This window comes from Archangium sp., from assembly GCF_036277355.1.
Classification (GTDB): Bacteria; Myxococcota; Myxococcia; order Myxococcales; family Myxococcaceae; genus Archangium.
The window spans coordinates 1-21,707 of record NZ_DASUNC010000084.1 but is presented as its reverse complement, the minus strand read 5'-3'; the positions used below and the strand labels follow the sequence as shown (position 1 = coordinate 21,707).

The 21,707-nt window shown below is 70.2% G+C and carries 11 protein-coding genes; 4 read left to right on the top strand and 7 right to left on the bottom strand.

Annotated elements, in window-relative coordinates; genetic code table 11:
• The first annotated feature begins 392 nt into the window (after positions 1-392).
• Positions 393-1,895: a PAS domain S-box protein gene (locus VFZ09_RS22230; RefSeq protein WP_329729650.1), complete on the top strand. Its 1,503-nt coding sequence runs from the start codon at positions 393-395 to the stop codon at positions 1,893-1,895.
• Between the two features lie 3 nt (positions 1,896-1,898).
• Here VFZ09_RS22230 and VFZ09_RS22225 read toward each other — a convergent pair whose 3' ends face one another.
• The 3 genes from VFZ09_RS22225 to VFZ09_RS22215 are packed head-to-tail and all read right to left on the bottom strand — an operon-like array spanning position 1,899 to position 3,534.
• Entirely contained in the window at positions 1,899-2,468 is a 570-nt protein-coding gene (locus VFZ09_RS22225) for a hypothetical protein (RefSeq protein ID WP_329729649.1), read from the bottom strand.
• A gap of 3 nt (positions 2,469-2,471) precedes the next feature.
• Positions 2,472-3,236: a hypothetical protein gene (locus VFZ09_RS22220; RefSeq protein WP_329729648.1), complete on the bottom strand. Its 765-nt coding sequence runs from the start codon at positions 3,234-3,236 to the stop codon at positions 2,472-2,474.
• 55 nt (positions 3,237-3,291) lie between these two features.
• The gene (locus VFZ09_RS22215; RefSeq protein WP_329729647.1) at positions 3,292-3,534 is read right to left on the bottom strand and encodes a hypothetical protein; all 243 of its coding nucleotides are present in this window, start codon (positions 3,532-3,534) and stop codon (positions 3,292-3,294) included.
• Between the two features lie 177 nt (positions 3,535-3,711).
• Between VFZ09_RS22215 and VFZ09_RS22210 the strand changes: the two genes are divergently transcribed.
• Entirely contained in the window at positions 3,712-4,377 is a 666-nt protein-coding gene (locus VFZ09_RS22210) for a hypothetical protein (RefSeq protein ID WP_329729646.1), read from the top strand.
• A 57-nt stretch (positions 4,378-4,434) separates the two neighbouring features.
• On the opposite strand, the gene VFZ09_RS22205 is transcribed toward VFZ09_RS22210, so the two are convergent.
• Positions 4,435-6,198: an ABC transporter ATP-binding protein gene (locus VFZ09_RS22205; protein WP_414640729.1), complete on the bottom strand. Its 1,764-nt coding sequence runs from the start codon at positions 6,196-6,198 to the stop codon at positions 4,435-4,437.
• A 139-nt stretch (positions 6,199-6,337) separates the two neighbouring features.
• On the opposite strand from VFZ09_RS22205, the gene VFZ09_RS22200 reads away from it, so the two are divergent.
• The gene (locus VFZ09_RS22200; protein WP_329729644.1) at positions 6,338-6,781 is read left to right on the top strand and encodes a hypothetical protein; all 444 of its coding nucleotides are present in this window, start codon (positions 6,338-6,340) and stop codon (positions 6,779-6,781) included.
• Between the two features lie 145 nt (positions 6,782-6,926).
• Entirely contained in the window at positions 6,927-8,057 is a 1,131-nt protein-coding gene (dnaJ, locus tag VFZ09_RS22195; RefSeq protein WP_329729729.1) for a molecular chaperone DnaJ, read from the top strand.
• 73 nt (positions 8,058-8,130) lie between these two features.
• Here dnaJ and VFZ09_RS22190 read toward each other — a convergent pair whose 3' ends face one another.
• The 3 genes from VFZ09_RS22190 to VFZ09_RS22180 form a co-directional block, all read right to left on the bottom strand.
• Positions 8,131-9,636 carry a hypothetical protein gene (locus VFZ09_RS22190; protein WP_329729643.1) on the bottom strand — a complete coding sequence of 502 codons (1,506 nt, stop codon included), beginning with the start codon at positions 9,634-9,636 and terminating at the stop codon, positions 8,131-8,133.
• 47 nt (positions 9,637-9,683) lie between these two features.
• Entirely contained in the window at positions 9,684-11,333 is a 1,650-nt protein-coding gene (locus VFZ09_RS22185; protein ID WP_329729642.1) for a cyclic peptide export ABC transporter, read from the bottom strand.
• Positions 11,330-21,707: non-ribosomal peptide synthetase (locus VFZ09_RS22180; protein ID WP_414640728.1), on the bottom strand; the 10,378-nt coding region annotated here is incomplete at its 5' end. The genes VFZ09_RS22185 and VFZ09_RS22180, both read right to left, overlap by 4 nt.

The window sequence follows — 21,707 nt, the reverse complement described above, 5'->3', positions numbered from 1 at the left end:
ATTGTCCGGCAGGTGAGAGGATCGCTCAAGCTTGGCTGCTCCCGCCCTTGAGGGTTGGAGCGGCCCTATGCCACGAGTCCGAAATGTCCGAGAAGGGGCACCACCGTGTCTACCACACAGGAGACACAGCGATTGCTTGGCTGCCCGCTTGGCCGCGAGTGCTCAGGAAGAGACGCGGGGAGGCGGGCGTATTTTGTTTGGGACATAAACGAGCATCAACAAGACAGGTTTACGCGAGCCCCGGCGCGGTACACCTCTCGAGAACCGCACCATGCACGGACACCCACTGCGCGACGACCGCTTCGAGCCCTGCCCCCGCCGGAGTGGCCGAGGCCTGCCGCGCACTTCTTCCCGCCCTGGCCCGAGTGCCAGGAGCTGAACGGGGAGACGACATGCTCGAACGGAACTCGCAGGTGGTCCTGGAGTTGGTGGACGCGCGGGACGATCAAGCCCAGCGGCTCATCGACAGCCTCCACGACTACGCCATCTTCATGCTCGATCTGTCGGGGCGGGTGAGGAGCTGGAACAGCGGCGCGGAGCGCATCAAGGGCTACACCCGGGAGGAGGTGCTCGGGAAGCACTTCTCCCTCTTCTACCCGCCCGAGGAGATCAACAGCGGCAAGTGCGAGCGCGAGCTGCGGATCGCCACGGCGGAGGGCCGCTTCGAGGAGGAGGGGTGGCGCGTCCGCAAGAGCGGGGAGCGCTTCTGGGCGAACGTGATCATCACGGCGATGCGGGACGCGAAGGGCCGGGTCATCGGGTTCGCGAAGGTGACGAGGGACCTGACCGAGCGCCGGAAGGCCGAGGAGCAGCTGAGGCACAGCGAGGAGCGCTTCCGGGTGCTGGTCACGAGCGTGAAGGACTACGCCATCTTCATGGTGGGGCCGGACGGGCACGTGGAGAGCTGGAACCTGGGGGCGCAGCGCATCAAGGGGTACACGGCGGAGGAGATCATCGGCCAGCCCATCACGCGCTTCTATCCGGAGGAGGCGGTGGCGCAGGGCAGGCCCTGGGCGCTGCTGCACGAGGCGGCGACGGTGGGGCACGTGGAGGACGAGGGGTGGCGTGTCCGCAAGAATGGGGAGCGCTTCTGGGCGGACGTGGTCATCACGGCCGTGCGCGACGAGAGCGGGCAGCTGCGGGGCTTCGCTAAGGTGACGAGGGACCTGACCGAGCGCAAGCGCGCGGAGGACGAGCGGCTGCGGCTCGCGCAGGCGCAGGAGGCGATCCGGTTGAGGGACGAGTTCCTCGCCATCGCCTCGCACGAGCTGAGGACGCCGCTCACGGCGCTGCAGCTGCAACTGCACAGTCTTCAGTTGCGCGGTGACTCGCTCGAGCCGGGGGTGGCCGCGAAGATCGACCGCGCGGTCCGAAGCACCGAGCGGCTGTCGGGCCTCATCGAGACCCTGCTGGACGTGTCCCGGCTGAGCACGGGCCAGCTGACGCTCAAGCCGGAGCGGATGGAGTTGCTGACCACGGTGAAGGACGTGGCGGAGCGGCTGCGTGAGGCGGCGGCGCAGGCGGACTGTGAGCTCCTGGTGCGCGAAGGGCCTCTTGTGGAGGGAACGTGGGATCGCCTGCGCATCGAGCAGGTCATCTCGAACCTGCTGTCCAACGCGTTCAAGTACGCGGCGGGGAGTCCGGTGGAGCTCTCGGTGACGCGGGAGGGCGCGGAGGCGGTGCTGGTGGTGCGGGACCGGGGGCCGGGCATCCCGGAGAAGGACATGGCGCGGCTGTTCCATCGGTTCGAGCGGGCCGCGCCGATGCGGCACTACGGTGGGCTGGGCCTGGGGCTGTACGTGGCCCGGGAGATCGTCGAGGCCCACGGCGGGCGCATCTCGGTGGAGAACCCGCCGGAGGGTGGGGCGCGCTTCTCGGTGCGCCTGCCTACGTGAAACTCAGACGCGCAGCTTCTCGCGCAGTGCCTTGGCCCGGCTCTGCATGTCCGGATCCAGGCTGGTGATCTCAATGCCTTTCAGGCGCTGATCCAGGCTCTTGGGCACCTTCGTCTTCACCAGCTTGCCCTCGGCCTCCAGCCCCTCCAGCTTGCCCAGTGCCTTGTCGACGATCCGCTCGCGCGGATGGCCCAGCAGGCTGTCCAGGAAGTACGGGTCCTCGGGCAGCTCGGGGTACTTCTCCAGGTAGTCCAGCACCCCCTGCGCCCACGCCCGCGGATCCTCGGCGGACTCCATCAGCTTCTGCATCGCCTGCTTCTGCGCCTTGCGCTTGCCCTCCGGGTCAAAGGTCTTCGCCAGGCCCTCGGGCAGCTCGCCGCCCGTGAAGAGCGCGTCCGCCGCCGCCTTGTACTTCTGGTAGGACGCACTGCGCTCGATGCGCTGCTGCGCCGGATCATCCTGCCGCGAGGTGTGCCCCCGCCCCTTGCCGCGCGAAGCGTCGATCTCCCGCCAGCTCTTCGTCCGTTTGCCGGAGAAGCCCCCACCATCCCGATCGTCCTTGTCACGTGCCATTCTTCACTTTCCCTTCCGAGCACTCCACAGCGCCGCCAGGCCGCGCTTCACCAGGGGGCGTGCTGTCGCCAGCTCCTCGGGTGACAGGGGGTGCTCCTCGTCCTGCTCCGCCTCGAACAGCGCCTCGTCCGCGTATGCGGTCAGGGCCGTGGGCACTGGCGAAGTCTCCATGCCCGGTGTCTCCAATGCCGCGGGAGCCACGCTCGCCAGTCCCTGCGGCCAGCCAAGCTCCAGCATGGCGTGCAGCTCGAAGAGCAGGTGACGGGCAACACCGTATCCTTCGTCCGACAGCCCCGCCGCGTCAAGCACACCCAGCAGCGCGTCCTGCTTGTTTTCGAACGCATCGTTCAGCCGGGTGCGCGCCTTCTCGTCGTCTTCCAGATAACGCCAGGCCCCCTCCACGAATGCCGTGTCCGGCTCGCCCGGCGCGAAGGGCCTCGGCGGCTCCGTCTTCTGCTTCTTCGGCCGGGGCGGGCGAGGGCCGTCCTCCAGCCGCACCTGCTTGCCTTCCTGCACCAGGTCCCACAGCCCCAGCAGGTTCTGGAAGAGGCGGCGCGCCAGCTCGGGGGACTCGAAGCGCGGCTCCTGCCCGAAGAGGCTGGGAATCACCTCCTGCGAGGGGCGTCCCTCGGCGTGGGCCTGACGCATGTGCGCCAGCACCGTGAGGCTGTCATGCGAAGTGCCCGCGAGCTCCAACAGCCCGTCGAGCACCTGTGCGCCCTCGAACTGGCGCACGAACTCCATCTTCTTGGTTCGGGAACGGCTCATGGGGTGCACACCGTAGCGCCCGGACGGCGGAGAGGCACGCGGCTCGGTATGGGGCTCAATGCGGAGTGGGCTCCCACTCGCCCATCAGGTCGTCCTGGTGCTGCTTGGGGTTGGTGGGCCATTCGTAGTCCTCGGGCATGTGGCCCCCGCCCTGCTGCGCCGTGCCAATCCAGCTCACGTCCGGGAAACGTGGATCGTAACCGGGGTAGCTCGGCTCCGGCTCGTCCGTCACCTCGGTGCGGTGGGGGGGCACCACGAAGGGGGCCTCGATGGGTTTGTCGGGGTAGATGATCGCCATGGGCGGGCTCCTCCACCCCAACCATGGGGATGACCCCTCCCGGAGGCCCGTCCCTTCCCGGGGAGACCGGCCAGGGAGCCAGCGGCATGCCCGACCCGTCCTGTTCTGGACGAGACCCGTTCCACCCCTTTGTGCCTTCCGTTTCCTCCCCTCCGACCCTAGTGTGACGCCCCGTCCATGAGTGATCCGTCCGCCGAGAGATTGAAGGCCGCGGTGCTGGCGCTGTACCAGGCGCGCCCGGTGGAAGGGCCTCCCGGTGATGACGGCCAGCGCTCCGTCTGGCACCTGTCCACCCAGGGGGCGGAGCTGCTGTCCTTCGTGGACCCCGAGGGCCGCGTGCAGCGCCAGGAGCTCACGTTGCTCGACGAGCACTGCGTGTGGTCCAGCGGCGTGGGCCTGCGCACCGGCCGGGTGGAGCAGGACGGCGCCGCCCGCGCCGAGACGAGCGTCGTCCACCCGGACGCCCAGCCCGTCCCCGCACGGCTGCTGCGCGCCGCGCTCGCCCTCGAGCACTACCAGGGCGACGACCGTTACATCCAACACATCCAGCGCGTGCTCGCGCTCGCGCGCCAGGGGCTCGTGCTCTCCGGGGGCTCCGGGGCCGTGCCCGCCGCGCCCACCGCTCCCGCGCCCGTGCCCTCCACGCCTCCGGCGTCCAACACCGCCGCGCCCGCGGCCACGCCTCAGGGGGCCTCGGCCGAGGCTCCGCCCCCGCGGCCCCTCCAGCTTCCCGCCGTGGACCCCGTCATGCTGCGCAGGCAGAAGACGGAGGGCCTGACCATGCTCATCGTCCTCGGGCTGGCGCTCCTGTTCAGCGTGTTCCTGCTGTACTGGCTCCTCTGAGGACAGCGGGGGGAAGACCCTCACCCCCCGCCCAGAGGGAGAGGGCGCATGCGCACCTCAAGCGGCGACGGCGCCCTCTCCGAGCAACTGGGCATAGCGTCCACCCCGGGCCGTCAGCTCCGCGTGGGTGCCCGCCTCCACCACCCGACCCGCCTCCAGCACGACGATGAGGTCCGCGTCCCGCACCGTGGACAGCCGGTGCGCGATGACCAGCACCGTGCGCCCCTTCATCAGCTCCGCCAGGCCCGCCCCCACCGCCGCCTCGCTCCGCGCGTCCAGCGCGCTCGTGGGCTCGTCCAGCAGCAGCACCGAGGGCCGGCGCAGGAAGGCCCTCGCCAGGGCCAGCCGCTGCCGCTGTCCTCCCGACAGCCGCGCGCCCCGCTCACCCACCGGCTCGTCCAGGCCGCCCGGCAGCGCGCCCACGAAGTCCTCCGCGTGCGCCAGCCGCAGCGCCTCCCAGAGCTCCGCATCCGTGGCCTCGGGCCGCCCCAGCAGCAGGTTGTGCCGCACGCTGCCCGAGAAGAGCACCGGCTCCTGCGGCACCCACGCCATCTGGGCCCGCACGCTCGAGGGCTTCAGCCGCGATAGCGGCGTCCCGTCCCACGTCACCGAGCCGCCGCTCGGGGGCACGAAGCCCAGCAGCACCGAGAAGAGCGTCGTCTTGCCCGCGCCCGAGGCCCCCACCAGCGCCACCCGCGCTCCCGCCGGCACCGTGAGGTCCACCCCGCGCAGCGCCTCGCGGCCGTCCGGGTAGGTGGCGCGCATGCCCTCGAGCGTCAGCGCCTGGGTGAGGGGCCCTGCCTCCGCTCCCTCGTCCGGCGGCACCGGCGCGTCCGCCACCGCGAAGAGGCGCTCGGCCGCCACCATTCCGATGATCACCTGCGACAGCGTGCCGCTGAGCGACTTCACCGGCTGGTAGAGCAGCAGCACCGCCGCGAGGAAGGACAGCAGCCGCCCGGAGAGCGACGGATCCGCGGAGATGGCCCGCGCGCCCCAGGCCACCGCCAGCGCCACGCCGACAATCCCCATCACCTCCACCGTGGGGCTGTACGCCCCGCGCAGGAAGAGCGAGCGGCGCATCTGCCCGAGGTAGCGCTCCGACTCGGCCTCGAAGGCCTCCAGCGCCCGGGGCGTGCCCCCATAGGCCTGCACCACCGGCAGGGCCTGCAACTGCTCCGCGGTGAGCGCGGTGAGCGCGCCCAGGCTCGTCTGCGAGCGGTTGGCCACCTTCTTCAGCGAGCGCGCGAAGCTGCGCACCGGCAGCACCGTGAGCGGCATCACCACGAAGGTGATGAGGAAGAGCTTCGCGTCGATGAGCAGGCACGTGACGAGCAGCGCCAGAATCTGCAGCCCGTCCCTCACGTACGAGGACAGCGCCTGCGTCACGGAGAACTCCACCAGCGGCACGTCCGCGGTGAAGCGGGTGAGGAGCTCGCCCGAGTGCTGCCGCTCGAAGAAGGCCGGCGGCTGGGAGAGCAGCCGGGCGTACAGGAAGGCGCGCAGGTCCGCCATCACCCGTTGCCCCAGCCGCTGCATCCACCCGCCCTGGAGGAATCCCGCCGTGGCCTTCACCGCGGCCATGGCCACGACGAGCAGGGGCAGCACACCGAGCAGTTGCCTGCCCGGCAGCGTGAATCCCGCCAGCACCACGGGTGTTCCCGTAAGGACAGCGTGTAGCAGCGGCCCCACCAGCCAGGCGTACCCCGAGGTCGCGGCGGCGGCGGCCAGCGAGGCGCTCACACCGCACACCAGCAGCCTCCGATACGGACGGAGGTATCCCAGGAGGCGGCGGTAGACGTGCGGAGAAGGACGGGGGGCCACGGCGGAGCGCGCACTCTCTCACTGAGAAGCCTCCCCGGCAAAGGCCCATGCCCGCCTGCTCGTCCCGCGGCCGGGTATCCGATCCATGTGGGAGCTTTCATTGCCCCTGCGGGAAGCGGCGGACAGGTTTCCGCTAGCCATGGACAACACCAACACTGGGAAAGAGGCGCTGTTCAGTCCGGGCTGTGAGCCCGTGGTCGATGATGAGGAGCGCCGTCGGCTCTTGTGGCTGATGGCGGAGTACTTCCGCACCATCGGCTGCACGGACCTCAAGGCCCGGCTGCCCGGCTTCATGCCACCGCCCATTCTTTCGGGCACCATCGAGGACCACCGGCCAGACTTCACCTGCCGACAGTCCGATTCGGCTCGCACCCCCATCATCCTGGAGATCGTCACCCCGGGCATGGTGGAGGACCCCACCACGGAGAATCGCTGGAGCCTCCTGTCCAGCGCCGCGAAGCTCTACAACGCGGAGCTCCACTTCGTGGTCCCCAAGTGGGCACCCAGGGGCGCGGTCGACCCGGTTCTCAAACGGCGGCTCGCTCGCATGGAGCTGACGGCCAACCGCGTCTGGACGGTCTGAGCCCCCCGTTTCGAGCGTTCCTTCCGAGGCGCCCGCCCCTCCCAAAGGGGGCGGGCGCGGATTGCCGGACCTCCTGCCTGCGTTATAGTGATTTCGAAGAGTACGCGGGCTTTGAAAGTCCAATAAATCCAGGGGTTTGAACGCGATGCCAGCGGCGGCGGGCCAGAAGCGCGACTACTACGAGGTACTGGGGGTCCAGAAGAACGTCTCGGGGCAGGAGCTCAAGAGCGCGTTCCGCAAGGTGGCGTTGCAGTACCACCCGGACCGGAACCCCGGAAACAAGGACGCCGAGGAGAAGTTCAAGGAGGCGTCGGAAGCCTATGAGGTGCTGAGCGACCCGGAGCGGCGGGCCCGGTACGACCGGTTCGGCCACGCGGGCGTGGGCGGCGCGGCCGGGGGAGACCCGTTCGGCGGCGGCTTCCAGGGCGTCAACATCAACGACATCTTCGGGGAGATTTTCGGAGACATCTTCGGGGGACGCGGTGGCCGCGGCCGGGTGAGCAACCGCGGCGCGGATCTGCGCTTCAACCTGGAGATCTCCTTCGAGGAGGCGGCGTTCGGCTGCCGTCCGAAGGTGCCGATTCCGCGCCCGAAGAAGTGCGACACGTGCAGTGGCTCGGGCAGCAAGAGCGGCGCGGCGCCCAAGCCGTGCGGCACGTGCGGAGGCTCGGGCGAGCTGCGCTTCACCCAGGGCTTCTTCGCGGTGAGCCGGCCGTGCACGGACTGCGGCGGCACGGGCGCGGTGGTGCCGGACCCGTGCGGCAAGTGCCGGGGCTCGGGCAAGGTGCCGTCCGAGGAGGTCATCGAGGTCAACATCCCCCCGGGCGTGGACAACGGCACGCGGGTGCGGCTCGGCGGCATGGGCGAGCCGGGGGACCGGGGCGGGCCTCCGGGAGACCTGTACGTGACGGTCATCGTGCGGGAGCACTCGCTCTTCCAGCGCGAGGACTACGACGTCTTCTGCGAGGTGCCCATCTCCTTCACGCAGGCGGCGCTGGGCGCGAAGATCGACGTGCCCACGCTGGACGGGAAGGTGAAGATGACCATTCCCGAGGGCACGCAGTCGGGCAAGGTGTTCCGGCTGAAGGGCAAGGGCATTCCGCACCTGCACAGCGGCCAGCGGGGAGATCAGCACGTGCGCGTGGTGGTGGAGACGCCCACGGGGCTGACGCAGAAGCAGCGCGAGCTGCTCGAGAAGTTCGCCGACTCCAGCGGGGAAGAGGTGCACCCGCAGTCGAAGAACTTCTTCGAGAAGGTGCGCGAGCTGTTCGGCTGAGCGGAAACACCGCTCGGTGGTGAGGGTGCCGCGGACCGCGAGTCCGGGCACCCTTTTCCTTTTGTGGAGGGCCCTACGGCACGGTGACGATCTCCGAGAGGGCCTGCGCACCCGTGATGGGGACGGGGACGCGGAACACCTGCCGGAGAAGGCCACTGCCCGGGGTGGTGTTCACGTCGAAGATGAAGACATACGCGTTGCCCGGGGACAGCAGTCCGGGAGGCAGCCGCACCCGGGTGTCCTTCGTCCGGAGGGAGCCCACGAAGCGGCTCACCGTCGCGGGGCTCTGCACCGTGAGCTGATGGATGAAGACGATGTAGTTGTAGCTCACGTCCTGCTCGGTGGAGGGCGCCGTCCAGCTCAGCTCGGGGGTGGTGGTGGTGAGGGTGACGGGTTGCCGCGCGTCCATGCCCTCGATGAGCGGCTGCCGCACCGGACCGAAGGGCGGGGCAATCGTCCTGGAGAGGAACGTGGAGAGCGTGTCCCTGTACGAAACGCTTCCGGAGAGCACGGCGGGCGTCGTCGTCCCGGGCAGCTGGTAGGGCACCTGGAAGCGGGACTCCGTGACGCCGATGGGGTTCCAGCTCGAGGGGTACGGGTTGGCGTAGACGAAGTCGGCGCGCATGTCGCCCGCGGTGGGCGGCTGGATGAACTCGACGAGCTGTGGCACCGCGCTGATGGCTCCGTAGTCGAGCGGCGTGGGCAGCACGTCGAAGACCATGATCTGCGAGAGCACGGTGGCGCGCGGGTTCACCGCGCTGGCCAGGTTCCTGTACGCGGCCAGGTCCCAGTGGATGGGGGCCGTGAGCGCGGGGGGCTCGCTCATGGTGCCGGAGATCGTCTGCGCCTCCCCGGGCCGCGTCTGGAACTCCGGTGCCTCGAAGGAGCGGCTGACGGAGCGGTACGTCACCGTCTCGCCACCGCCCTCGAGCGTGGTGGTGCGGGTGGTGAGCTGGGTGAGCAGGGCGCGATCTCCCCGGGCCGGGTCGATGAGCGGCTGCCCGGTCCGCACCGTATAGGTGAAGGTGCCCGAGGTGGCTCCGGCCGTGGCGGTGGGCGTGAGCCGGAAGCGCGCCACGTTGGCGTTGGCGGAGAAGAGGGTGATGCCGTCCGTGCTCTGGTACGGATGGAGATTGCCGAGCTCGAAGGCCACCGCCGCGCTGCCCGCGCCCATCGGCAGGAGCGCGACATCCGGCCGGCCCAAGGCCCCCGAGGTGAGATCCACCTCGCGCGCGTCCGTCACCACGAAGGTGGTGGGGTCCACACCCAGGTAGTACGTGCCGGCGGGGACGTTGGGGATGGTGAAGGTGCCGTCCGCCCTGCCCACGCCCTCGTGGGTGACGAAGGTGCCCCCCTCGAAGACGAGCGCCCTGGGGGCGGAGGCCGAGAGATCCACCGGGCGGCGGACCTCTCCGGACTGCGTCAGGGTGAGCACGGCCCGCTGTCCGGTGACGCCGGGCGGCACCCCCGCGTCCGTGCCCGCGTCGGGAGGGGACGGCTCCTGGGACGGGCATCCCACCGTCCCCAGGGAGAGTGCCAGGCATGACAGCAGGCAAACCAGGGTCCGGCTCGAGCGCATCGTCCACCTCCGTGGGTACACGAGCCCCCCGGGATGGGGGGCACTGCCTAAGAGGCCGCGCGCTGGGCGTCGGGGGCGGACTCCGGCGCCACCAGCCGGCCCGAGTCCAGCCGCACGAGCCGATCCGCCACGTGGAAGTAGCGATCGTCGTGGCTGATGACGAGCACGGCCTTGCCCGCGCGCTTCATCTCGGGGAGCAGCTCCTCGTAGAAGATCTGCTTGAAGACCGGATCCTGGTCCGCGGCCCACTCGTCGAAGACGTAGACGGGGCGATCCTCCAGCCACGAGGCGAGCAGCGCCAGGCGCTTGCGCTGGCCCAGCGACAGCTCGGTGGTGGAGAGCTTCCCGTCCGTGACGCGCACCTTCTGATCCAGGTTCAGCCGCTTCAGGTAGTGCGCCACCTTCTCGGACTGCTCGGGCGGGGCCAGGCCGAGCAGGCTCTCGAAGAGGTGGAAGTCCGAGAAGACGGTGGAGAAGAGCTGGCGGTAGGCGTCGCGCGTGGCCTCGGTGACGGGCTGGCCATCCAACCGCACCTCGCCGGCCTCGGGCGTGTAGAGGCCGGTGAAGATCTTCGCCAGGCTCGTCTTGCCGCTGCCGTTGCCGCCCACCAGGAAGAGCAGCTCGCCCGGCTCGATGCTCAGGTTGATGGGGCCGAGCGTGAAACGGCCATCGTCATTCTCGCGGTGGTACGTATGGGTGACGTCCACCAGCTCCAGCTTGCGGAAGGCGCGCGGCGCGGTGCTGGCGGGCAGGGTCTTGGCCGTCTCGGCGGTGGCCTCCAGGGACAGGCCCATCTCCTCCACCTTCTTCAACGCCACGTCCGCGCGCGCCAGGAAGGGCACGAACTCGGTGAGCGTCTGCAGCGGCTGCTGCAGGTAGAGCACCGTGAGCGAGTAGCCCGTCAGCTCGGCCAGGCTCAGCGTGCTGAAGGAGGGCATGGCGAAGATGAGCAGGCCGATGACGACGAAGAACAGGAACATGCCCCAGCTGCTGCTGGCCGAGTAGATGTTGAGGCTGCGCGTGTACAGGCGCCGCAGCGCCTCCGCCGTGCCCTCCAGCTGCTCGCCGAGGAAGACCTCGCGGCGGCCGCTGTTGAGCTTGAGCTCCTTGATGCCGTCGGTGAGCGAGCGGAAGTGCTTGAAGAGCACGTCCTGCGTCTTGCGGGCCTCGCCGAGCCCCTTCACGGCCAGGCTGCTGAAGAAGGAGAACGACAGCACGCCGAGCACCATGAAGACGATCATGCCCAGGAAGAGCTTCCAGGACAGCCACGCCATCCACACCAGACAGCCGAGGAGGATGGCGGCGTTGACGACGATCAGGGGCAGCAACATCAGCCCGCTGCTGACCGTGACGATGTCGTCGGTCAGCGTGGCGGTCATCCGGTGGGCCCCCAGCTCCTCGAAGCGGCGCAGGGGCGCCGAGACGATGCTGCGGCTGAGCCGCAGACGCATGCTGTAGAGCGCTTGCTGCTGCATGCCGTTGAGCAGCACCTGCGAGATGATGCGGGTCACCAGCGCCAGCAGCATCAGGCCGATGAAGCCACCCACCAGGGTGCGCTCCGGAATGTCGGTGCCGGTCAGCTTGCGGTTGATGAGCGCGATGAGCGCGGCGCTGCTGCCTCCGGAGATCAGCCCGCAGAGGGCCGACAGGAGGACGCTGCCCCGCGAGGCGCGTAGCAAGAGGGCCAGGAGTTTCATGGGGTCCTTTGGATCTCGGTGGCCTGCCGCTCGTGGGCGCGCTCCAGGTACTCGCGCAGCCGCTCGGCCACCGACTGTACATAGGGTTGCTTCAACAGCTCGAAGTGTGCTCCGGGTACCTCGTGGATGTCCAGCCTGCCCGAGGGAGGCACCAGGGCCGCCCAGCCCCGGTCTTCCGTCTGGCCCTCCGCCGCCTTGGCGGCGCGCAGCAGGGTGAACTGCTCCCCCACGTAGGTCGTGGGCTTGTAGTACCAGCTGGCACGCAGGTTGGCCTCGAAGACGTCCCGCAGGCCACGCACCTGCTCGATTCCCACGTCCGGCAGGGCGAGGTTGGTCTGGCGGGCCGTCTCCATGATGACCTGGAGCAGCTCCTCGCGGTCCAGCGACTTCACCAGCTCCTCGGGCACCTTGAAGCCATTGCCGACGAACTCCTCCACCAGGCCCACGAAGGCCTGCTTGAGGGCCTCTTCCTCGTTCGTCACGTGCGCGGGGCGCCCGTTGGGCACCTGCGAGTCGATGAGCATCAACACCTCCACCTGCTCGCCCTGGCGCAGCAGCTGCTGGGCCATCTCGTAGGCGATGACGCCGCCCATGGACCAGCCGCCGAGCAGGTAGGGCCCGGACGGCTGGAGGGTGCGGATGGCCTCCACGTAGAGGGCCGCCATCTCCTCGATCGTCTTGAGGGGAGGCAGCGAGCCGTCCATGCCTTGCGACTCGAGGGCGTAGACCGGCTGCTTCGGACCCAGCTGACGCGCCAGCTCGGAGTACCCGATGACGGTACCGCCCACCGGGTGGACGACGAAGAGCGGACGGCGGGGGTCATCCTTCTCCCGGGGCACGAGCGGCACCAGGGGCGTCCAGGCCCGCTGCTCCGAGCGCAGCAGCTGCGCGAGCTTCTCCACCGTGGGCGCCTGGAAGAGCGCGGCCAGGGGCAGGGTGCGGCCCGTCACCTCGCGCAGCCGGCCCATGAGGCGCACGGCGAGCAGCGAGTGGCCACCCAGGTCGAAGAAGTTGCTGTGCGCGCCCACCGGGTGCACGCCCAGCACGTCCTCCCAGATGCGCGCGATCTGCAGCTCCAGGGCATCGCGCGGCGGCACGAAGGCGCCCGCCACCTCGATGCGGCCCTGATCCGGCGCGGGCAGGGCCTTCCGGTCCACCTTGCCACTGGAGTTGAGCGGCAGCTTCTCCAGGGCCACGAAGGCGGAGGGCACCATGTACTCCGGCAGCTTCTTGCGCAGGGCGCCGCGCAGCTCGGTCAGGTCGAACGTCTGACCCTCGCGGGCCACGAGGTAGGCCACCAGCCGCTTGTCTCCGGGCGTGTCCTCGCGAGCCACGACGGTGGCCTGCTGCACGCTCGGGTGGCTGGAGAGCACCGCTTCGATCTCCTCCAGCTCGATGCGGAAGCCGCGCACCTTCACCTGGAAGTCCACGCGGCCCAGGTAGTCGATGCTCCCGTCCGGCAGGTAGCGCACCAGGTCCCCGGTCCGGTACAGGCGGGCGCCGGGCTGCTGGCTGAACGGATCCGCCACGAACTTCTGCGACGTCAGCTCGGGACGGCGCAGGTAGCCGCGGGCCACGCCAGCGCCGCCGACGTACAGCTCGCCGGGGACACCCACGGGCACGGGCTGCATGCGCGCATCCAGCACGTAGCCGCGCACGTTGGGCAGCACCCGTCCGAGCGTGGGCCTGGGCCAGTCCCGCACCTCGCACGCCGTGGTGTCCACCGTGCACTCGGTGGGGCCGTAGACGTTGAAGAAGCGGGTGCGCGGGTGCTGGGACAGCGTGGTCCACAGCGCCTCGTCCAGGGCCTCGCCACCCACCAGCACGCGCGTGGGCACGTTCTCGGTGCGGGTGGCCAGGCCCGCGCTCAGCAACAGCCGCAGGTGCGAGGGCGAGCAGTCCAGGACGTCCACCTGGTCGCGCGCCAGCAGCGCCAGCAGCGCGTCCACGTCGCCACGGGCCTGGTCGGGCACCATGCACAGCGCGTGGCCGTCCAGGATGCGCACGAGCTGCTTCACCGACGCATCGAAGGACAGCGGCGCGTTGAGCGACACCCGCTGCGGCGCCTGGACGTCGGCGTACACGGTGCAGGCCAGGGCGTGGCGCAGGTTGAGCACGGAGCCCTGCTGGATCATCACGCCCTTGGGCACGCCGGTGGAGCCCGAGGTGTAGATGACGTAGGCCAGGTCCTCGGGACCGTTGACGTGGGGCGGGTTCTCCACGCTCTCGCGGGCAATCTGCTCCGCGTCCGTGTCCAGGCAGATGACCTGGGCGGAGGGGGCCTGGAGCCGGGAGAGAAGATGCTGCTGGGTGAGCAGCACCGGCGCCCGCGAGTCCTCGAGCACGAGGGCCAGTCGCTCCTGCGGGTAGTTGGGATCCAACGGCACGTAGGCACCACCGGCCTTGAGGATGCCGAACACGGCCACCACCTGCTCCAGCGAGCGCTCCAGGCACATGGCCACCAGCACGTTGGGGCCGATGCCCCGCGCGCGCAGCAGGTGGGCGAGCTGGTTGGCGCGCTGGTTGAGCTCGCGGAAGGTGAGCCGCGAGCCCTCGAACAGGAGGGCCAGGGCGTCCGGCGTGCGCGCCACCTGGGCCTCGAACGCGGCGGTGAGCGACGGCTCGAAGGGGAAGTCGCGCCGGGTCTCGTTCCACTCCACGAGCATCTGCCGCCGCTCCGCGTCGGAGAGCAGGGACAGCAGGCCCAGGCTCCGCTCGGGGTCGGCGACGGCTCCCTCCAGCAGGACGCGCAGGTGTCCCACCAGCCGCGCGGCCGTCCGCGCCTCGTACAGGTCCGCGTTGTAGCGCAGCACACCGGCGAGGGCTCCGGCCTCCTCGGCGAAGGTGAGGCCCATCTCGAAGCGCGCCGTCTGCGTGTCCACCTCCAGCGGGCTCAGCTTCATCCCGGGAGACTCCAGCGCCTGCACGGGCGTGTTCTGGAAGGTGAGCATCACCTGGAAGAGCGGCGTGCGGCTCAAGTCACGCTCGGGGTGCAGCTCCTCCACGAGCTTCTCGAAGGGCAGCTCCTGGTGGGCGTAGGCGCCGAGCGTCGTCTCGCGCACCTGGGCCAGCAGGGCGCGGAAGCTCTGCTGGGGCGAGAGGCGCGAGCGCAGGACGAGCGTGTTGACGAAGAAGCCGATGAGGCTCTCCACCTCCGTCCGCGTGCGGCCGGCGATGGGCGAGCCCACGGAGATATCGTCCTGCCCCGAGTAGCGCGAGAGCAGCACCTGGAAGGCCGCCAGCAGCAGCATGAAGGGCGTGACACCCTCGCGCTTGCAGAGCTCGAGCAGGGCCCGCGACAGCTCCGCGGGGAACACCACGGGCTGGGCGGCGCCGCGCAGGGTCATCACGGGAGGCCGGGGCCTGTCCGTGGGCATCTCCAGCGCGCGAGGCGCCCCCTCGAGCTGCTGGCGCCACCAGCCGAGCTGCTTCTCGAGCACCTCGCCCTGGAGCCAGCCGCGCTGCCACGCCGCGTAGTCCGCGTACTGCACGGGCAGCTCCGGCAGCGGCGAGGGCTTGCCCTGGTTGAAGGCCTGGTAGAGCGCCGCCACCTCGCGCACCAGCACGCCCATGGACCAGCCATCCGAGATGATGTGGTGCAGGGTGACCACGAGCACGTGCTGTTGCTCGGACAGCCGCACCAGCAGGGCGCGCAGCAGCGGCCCCCGCTGGAGATCGAACGGCCGCATCGCGTGCTCGGTGGTGATTTTACGCACCTCGGCCTCGAGCTCCGCGGGAGGCAGCGGTTGCGCCTCCACCTTCTCCAGCGTCAGGGAGCTGTCGGGGGAGATGACCTGCACGGGCTCGTTCTGCTGGAACTGGAAGGTGGTGCGCAGCGACTCGTGGCGCCGCACCAGCTCGGTGAGGCTCTTCTCCAGCGCCACCACGTCCAGCTCGCCCTCCAACCGCACGGCGGTGGGTACGTTGTAGAAGGAGTTGCCCGGCTGGAGCTGGTCGAGGAACCACAGGCGCTGCTGGGCGAAGGACAGGGGCAGGGCGCCCTCGCGCGAGACGCGGACGAGGGGCGGCGTCTGGACACCCTGGCCGGAGCGGATGGCCGCGTCGAGCCTCCCCGCCAGCGTGGCGACGGTGGGGGCCTCGAACAGGTCTCGCAGCGGCAGCTCCACCTGGAAGGCGGTGCGGATGCGCGAGCGCAGCTGCGTGGCCAGCAGGGAGTGGCCACCCAGCTCGAAGAAGTTGTCGTGGGCGCCGATGCGCGGCGCCTTGAGCACCTCGGACCAGAGCTGGGCGAGCATCTGCTCGGTCTCGTTGCGAGGGGCCACGTACTCCTGGCTCGTCTGCAGCTGATCCGGCACGGGCAGGGCCTTGCGGTCCACCTTGCCGTTGGGGTTGAGCGGCAGCTTGTCGAGCACCATGAGCGCCGAGGGCACCATGTACTCGGGCAGGCTCTGCTTGAGGAAGGCGCGCAGCTCCATGGCCACGAGCGTGTGCCCGGGCTGGGCCACGAGGTACGCCACCAGGCGCTTGTCGCCCGGGGAGTCCTCGCGCGCCACCACCACGACGTCGCGCACGCCCGGGTGGGCCCGGAGCGCCGTTTCGATCTCCCCCAGCTCGATGCGGAAGCCGCGCACCTTCACCTGGTTGTCGATGCGGCCCAGGTACTCGAGCTGGCCGTCCGGCAGGTACCGGACCCGGTCGCCGGTGCGGTAGAGGCGCTCACCGGGCGTGGAGGAGAAGGGATTGGGGACGAAGCGCTCGGCGGCCAGCTCCGGACGGTACAGGTAGCCACGGGCCAGTCCCGCGCCGCCCAGGTAGAGCTCGCCCGGCACGCCCACCGGAACCAGCTGCATGCTGGCGTCCAGCACGTAGCCCTGGGTACCCGCCAGCGGCTTGCCGATGGTGGGCTCGCGCTGGGAGTCCCGGGGCACGCGCACGAAGGTGGAGTAGGTGGTGTCCTCCGTGGGGCCGTAGAGGTTGTAGAGGGCCTCCACGTGGGGCAGCTCGTGGATGAGCCGCGCGAGGGCGCCGGTGAGCGGCTCGCCCGCGAGGTTGACGGTGCGCACCGACGTGGGCACGCCCTGGCCCCGCACCAGCTCCGCCATGGCGGAAGGCACGGTGTTGACGAGGGTGACCTCGTCGCGCGCCTCGAGCGTGGGCAGCGCGAGCGCGTTCTCGGCCACGATGACCGCGCCGCCGCGGCTCAGGGGCGCGAAGAGCTCGAAGACGGAGAGGTCGAAGTTGAGCGAGGTGGCCGCGAGCACACCGGAGAGCTGCTCGCGCGAGAAGACGCCCAGCGCCCAGTGGATGAAGGCCACGGAGTTGCGGTGCTCGAGCGAGACACCCTTGGGCCGGCCGGTGGAGCCGGAGGTGTAGAGCACGTAGGCCAGGTTGCTGGGGTGCACCGGGGCCCGGCTCCGCCCGGCGGGCAGCGAGTCGAGCTGCGCCTGGGCCTCGTCCAGCATCAGCACGTGGGCCGGGTGCTCCGGCAGGGAGCCCGCGGCGCGCTGCTGGGTGAGCAGCACGGGCACGCCCGTGTGCTGGAGCATGTAGCCCAGACGGTCCGACGGGTAGGCGGGGTCGAGGGGCACGTAGGTGCCGCCGGCCTTGAGCACGCCCAGCACGGCGATCACCAGGAGCTCGGAGCGCTCCAGGCACACGCCGACCTTCACCTCGGGACCCACGCCGAGCTGGCGCAGGCGCGCGGCGAGCTGGTTGGAGCGGCGCTCCAGCTCCCGGTAGGTGAGGCGCCGGGTGCCGGAGATGACGGCGACGGCGTCCGGGGTCCGGTCCACCTGCGCCTCCACGAGGTGGTGGAGGCAGGTGTCACCCACGGGCTGGGGCAGCGGCTCGCTCCAGTCCACGAGGAGCTGGCGGCGCTCGGCCTCGCCCAGCAGGGACAGCTGCCAGAGCTCGAGCTCGGGCGTGGCGGCGATGCCCTCCAGCAGCACGTGCAGGTGCCCCAGCATGCGCTGGAGGGTGGGGGCCTCGTACAGGTCGGTGTTGTACTCCAGCTCTCCCGCGAAGCCCTGCTCCGTCTCCATGAAGCCCAGGGACAGGTCGAACTTGGCCGTGTCGCCGGGGAGCTCCATGGGACGCAGCGTCAGGCCGGGCAGGGACTGCTCCGGCATGGGCGCGTTCTGCACGGTGAACATGACCTGGAAGAGCGGCGAGCGGCTCAGGTCGCGCTCGGGCTGGAGCGCCTCCACCAGCTTCTCGAAGGGCATCTCCTGGTGGGCATAGGCGCCCAGGGTTGTCTCCCTCACGCTCGCGAGCAGCTCGCGGAAGCTCCGCTGGGGCGAGAGCTGGGAGCGCAGGATGAGCGTGTTGACGAAGAAGCCGATGAGGCCTTCCACGCCACCCCGGTTGCGGCCAGCGATGGGCGAGCCGACGGAGATGTCGTCCTGTCCCGAGTAGCGGGACATGAGCACCTGGAAGGCCGCGAGCAGCAGCATGAAGGGCGTGGCGCCTTCCTTCAGGGCCAGGCTCTTGAGGGCGCGGGAGAGCGGGAACGGCAGCTGCGTGCGCAGGGTCGCGCCGCGGTGGGTCTGCACGGGAGGCCGGGGCTTGTCCGTGGGCAGCTCCAGCGCGTGGGGCGCGCCCGCCAGCTGCTGGCGCCACCAGCCGAGCTGCTCCTCGAGCACCTCGCCCTGGAGCCAGCCACGCTGCCAGGCGGAGTAGTCGGCGTACTGCACGGGCAGCTCGGGCAGGGGCGAGGGCCGGCCCTGGGAGAAGGCCTCGTAGAGCGCACCCATCTCGCGCACCAGCACACCCATGGACCAGCCGTCCGAGATGATGTGGTGCATGGTCAGCAGCAGCACGTGGTTCTGAGCCTCCTGCCGCAGCAGCAGGGCGCGCAGCAGGGGCCCGCGGCTGAGGTCGAAGGGCTTCATCGCGTCCTCCGCCGCCAGCCGCCGCAGCTCGGCCTCACGCTCGGAGGGCGGCAGCGACTGGAGCTCCACCACCCGCAGGGGCATGACGCCCTGGGGCGCGATGAGCTGCACCGGCTGGCCGTCCGCGTCCTGGCCGAAGGTGGTGCGCAACGATTCGTGGCGCTGGAGCAGCTCCTCGAAGCTGCGCTCCAGGGCCGCCACGTCGAGCTGTCCCTCCAGCCGCACCAGCATGGGGATGTTGTAGAAGGCGCCGCTCGGCTGCAGCTGCTCCAGGAACCACAGACGCTGCTGGGAGAACGAGAGCGGCAGCGAGCCCTCGCGAGACACCCGCGTCAGTGCCGGAGCCCTGGACAGGGCCGTGCCGCGCGAGGCGTCGATGCGCATGGCCAGCCCGGCCAGCGTGGGCGCGTCGAACAGCTCGCGCAGGGGCAGCTCCACCTGGAAGGACTCGCGGATGCGCGCCACCACCTGCGTGGCGAGCAGCGAGTGGCCGCCCAGCTCGAAGAAGTTGTCGTGGATGCCCACGCGGGGCATGCGGAGCACCTCGGACCAGAGCGCGGCCAGCCGCTCCTCGGTCTCGTTGCGCGGGGCCACGTACTCCTGGCTGGCCGCCGGCTGCTCCGGCACGGGCAGCGCCTTGCGGTCCACCTTGCCGTTGGGCGAGAGCGGCAGCGTATCGAGCACCACGAATGCCGAGGGCACCATGTACTCGGGCAGGCGCTGCTTCATCCAGGCGCGCAGGTCGCTGGCCTCGGGAATGGCGTCGTTGGCGACGACGTAGGCCACCAGGCGCTTGTCGCCAGGGACGTCCTCGCGCACCACCACCACGGTCTCGCGCACCTGGGGGTTCTGGGCGAGCACGGACTCCACTTCACCCAGCTCGATGCGGAAGCCACGCACCTTCACCTGGTTGTCGATGCGGCCGAGGAACTCGATGCGGCCATCGGGCAGGTAACGGGCGAGGTCTCCGGTGCGGTAGAGGCGCCCACCGGGCTCGGAGCTGAAGGGGTTCGGGACGAACTTCTCGGCGGTGAGCTCGGGGCGATTGAGGTAGCCGGAGGCGAGGCCGTCACCACCGGTATAGAGTTCGCCAGCCACGCCGGCGGGCACCGGCTGCATCCACGCATCCAGCAGGTACACCTGGGTGTTGGAGATGGGCGTGCCGATGGACACGGTGTGGCCCACCTGCGACACCTCGCTCATGGGGTAGCAGCAGGTGAAGGTGGTGTTCTCGGTGGGACCGTAGCCGTTGACGAGCAGGCCACCGTGGGAGAGCCGCTCCTTCACGCGGCCCACGGGGAGAACGTCACCACCGGCCAGCAGCTGACGCACGCCGCGCAGGGCGTGGGGCTGGGTGGCCTGCATCTGCTCGAAGAGAGCGGCGGTGAGCCACAGGGTGGTGATGCCGGAGCGCACCAGCGCCGTGCCCAGCTCATCCAGCGATGGAGTGCCCGCCGGGTAGACGACGAGCTTCGCGCCATGGAGCAACGCGCCCCACAGCTCAAGGGTGGAGGCGTCGAAGGAGATGGGAGCCAGCTGGAGGAAGACCTCCTGGGGGCCCATGTCGATGAAGGTGCTGCCCTGGACCAGACGCACGACGCCACGGTGAGGCACGCACACGCCCTTGGGCCGGCCGGTGGAGCCGGAGGTGTACATGATGTAGGCGGTGTTGTCGGCGGAGGGGCCCGAGGAGGGATTGCTCTCCGGGTGTGCCCGCACCTGCTCCCAATCCGCATCGAGCCGGATGAAGAGCGCGTCCCGGGCGGGGAGGGCGTTGGCCAGGTGGGACTGGGTGAGGATGACCTTCACGCCGGTGTCCTGGAGCATGAAGGACAGGCGGTCGGCGGGGTAGGAGGGGTCGAAGGGGACGTAGGTACCGCCAGCCTTGAGGACGCCGAGGATGGCGATGACGAGCTCCAGGGAACGCTCCAGGCACAGGCCGACGCGGACCTCGGGACCGACGCCGAGCTGGCGCAGGTGGTGGGCGAGCTGGTTGGAGCGGGAGTTGAGCTGGCGGTAGGTGAGAGTCTGGCCCTGGTACTCCACGGCGATGGAGTCGGGAGAACGCTCCACCTGGGCTTCGAAGAGCGAGGGGACGGTGGACTCGCGCGGGTAGTTCACGCGGGTGGCGTTCCAGTCAACGAGGAGCTGGCGGCGCTCGGAGTCGTTGAGCAGGGGCAGCTCACGGACCTGGCGCTCGGGAGCGGCGGCGATGCCCTCCAGCAGCACGTGCAGGTGTCCCAGCATGCGCTGGATGGTGGAGGACTCGTACAGGTCGGTGTTGTACTCGAGGTCGCCGAGGAATCCCTGGTCCGCTTCCATCATGCCCAGGGACAGGTCGAACTTGGCCGTGTCGCCCGGGAGCTCTAGCGGACGCATCGTCAGGCCGGGCAGGGACTGCTCCGACATGGGCGCGTTCTGCACGGTGAAGAGCACCTGGAAGAGCGGCGAGCGGCTCATGTCGCGCTCGGGCTGCAGCTCCTCGACGAGCTTCTCGAAGGGCAGCTCCTGGTGGGCGTAGGCGCCGAGCGTCGTCTCCTTCACGCGCGCCAGCAGCTCGCGGAAGCTCCGCTGGGGCGAGAGCCGGGTGCGCAGCACGAGCGTGTTGACGAAGAAGCCGATGAGGCCCTCGACCTCGCCGCGGTTGCGGCCAGCGATGGGCGAGCCGACGGAGATGTCGTCCTGCCCCGAGTAACGCGAGAGCAGCACCTGGAAGGCCGCGAGCAGCAGCATGAAGGGCGTGACGCCCTCCTGCCGGGCCAGAGACTTGATGCTCTGTGAGAGCTCGGGCGGCAGCTGAATGCGGCGGGTGGCGCCGCGGTAGGTCTGCACGGGAGGCCGGGGCTTGTCCGTGGGCAGCTCCAGTGCGCGAGGCGCATCGGCCAGCTGCTGACGCCACCAACCGAGCTGCTGCTCGAGCACCTCGCCCTGGAGCCAGCCACGCTGCCAGGCGGAGTAGTCCGCGTACTGCACGGGCAGCTCGGTCAGGGGAGAGGGACGACCCTGCGAGAAGGCCTCGTAGAGCGCCGCCACCTCGCGCACCAGCACGCCCATGGACCAGCCGTCCGAGACGATGTGATGCAGGGTGAGCACGAGCACATGCTGCTGTTCGTCCAGACGCAGCAACAGGGCGCGCAGGACGGGCCCGCGGCCAAGGTCGAACGGCCGCAGCGCGTGCGCGGTGGTGCGCCGCCGAGCCTCGGCCTCACGCTCGGCGGAGGGCAGCGAGCGCAGATCCTCTACCTGAAGCGGGAGCGAGCCGTCGGCGGAGATGACCTGGACGGGCTGGCCCTGGTGGATGTGGAACGTGGTGCGCAGTGCCTCGTGACGCCGCACCAGTTCGTGGAGTGCACGCTCGAGCGCGGCGACATCCAGAGCGCCTTCCAGCCGCACGGCGGTGGGGACGTTGTAGAAGGAGCTGCCCGGCTGGAGCTGGTCGAGGAACCACAGACGCTGCTGGGCGAAGGACAGGGGCAGCGAGCCCTCACGCGAGACGCGGGTGAGGGGCGGGGCCTGGATGCCC

What these genes read in the sequence shown, in the direction of transcription:
- VFZ09_RS22215 (WP_329729647.1), bottom strand. Translation starts at nt 3,534, where the DNA reads ATGGCGATCATCTACCCCGACAAACCCATCGAGGCCCCCTTCGTGGTG.
- VFZ09_RS22185 (WP_329729642.1), bottom strand. Translation starts at nt 11,333, where the DNA reads ATGAAACTCCTGGCCCTCTTGCTACGCGCCTCGCGGGGCAGCGTCCTC.
- VFZ09_RS22210 (WP_329729646.1), top strand. Translation starts at nt 3,712, where the DNA reads ATGAGTGATCCGTCCGCCGAGAGATTGAAGGCCGCGGTGCTGGCGCTG.
- VFZ09_RS22190 (WP_329729643.1), bottom strand. Translation starts at nt 9,636, where the DNA reads ATGCGCTCGAGCCGGACCCTGGTTTGCCTGCTGTCATGCCTGGCACTC.
- VFZ09_RS22220 (WP_329729648.1), bottom strand. Translation starts at nt 3,236, where the DNA reads ATGAGCCGTTCCCGAACCAAGAAGATGGAGTTCGTGCGCCAGTTCGAG.
- VFZ09_RS22230 (WP_329729650.1), top strand. Translation starts at nt 393, where the DNA reads ATGCTCGAACGGAACTCGCAGGTGGTCCTGGAGTTGGTGGACGCGCGG.
- dnaJ (WP_329729729.1), top strand. Translation starts at nt 6,927, where the DNA reads ATGCCAGCGGCGGCGGGCCAGAAGCGCGACTACTACGAGGTACTGGGG.
- VFZ09_RS22225 (WP_329729649.1), bottom strand. Translation starts at nt 2,468, where the DNA reads ATGGCACGTGACAAGGACGATCGGGATGGTGGGGGCTTCTCCGGCAAA.
- VFZ09_RS22200 (WP_329729644.1), top strand. Translation starts at nt 6,338, where the DNA reads ATGGACAACACCAACACTGGGAAAGAGGCGCTGTTCAGTCCGGGCTGT.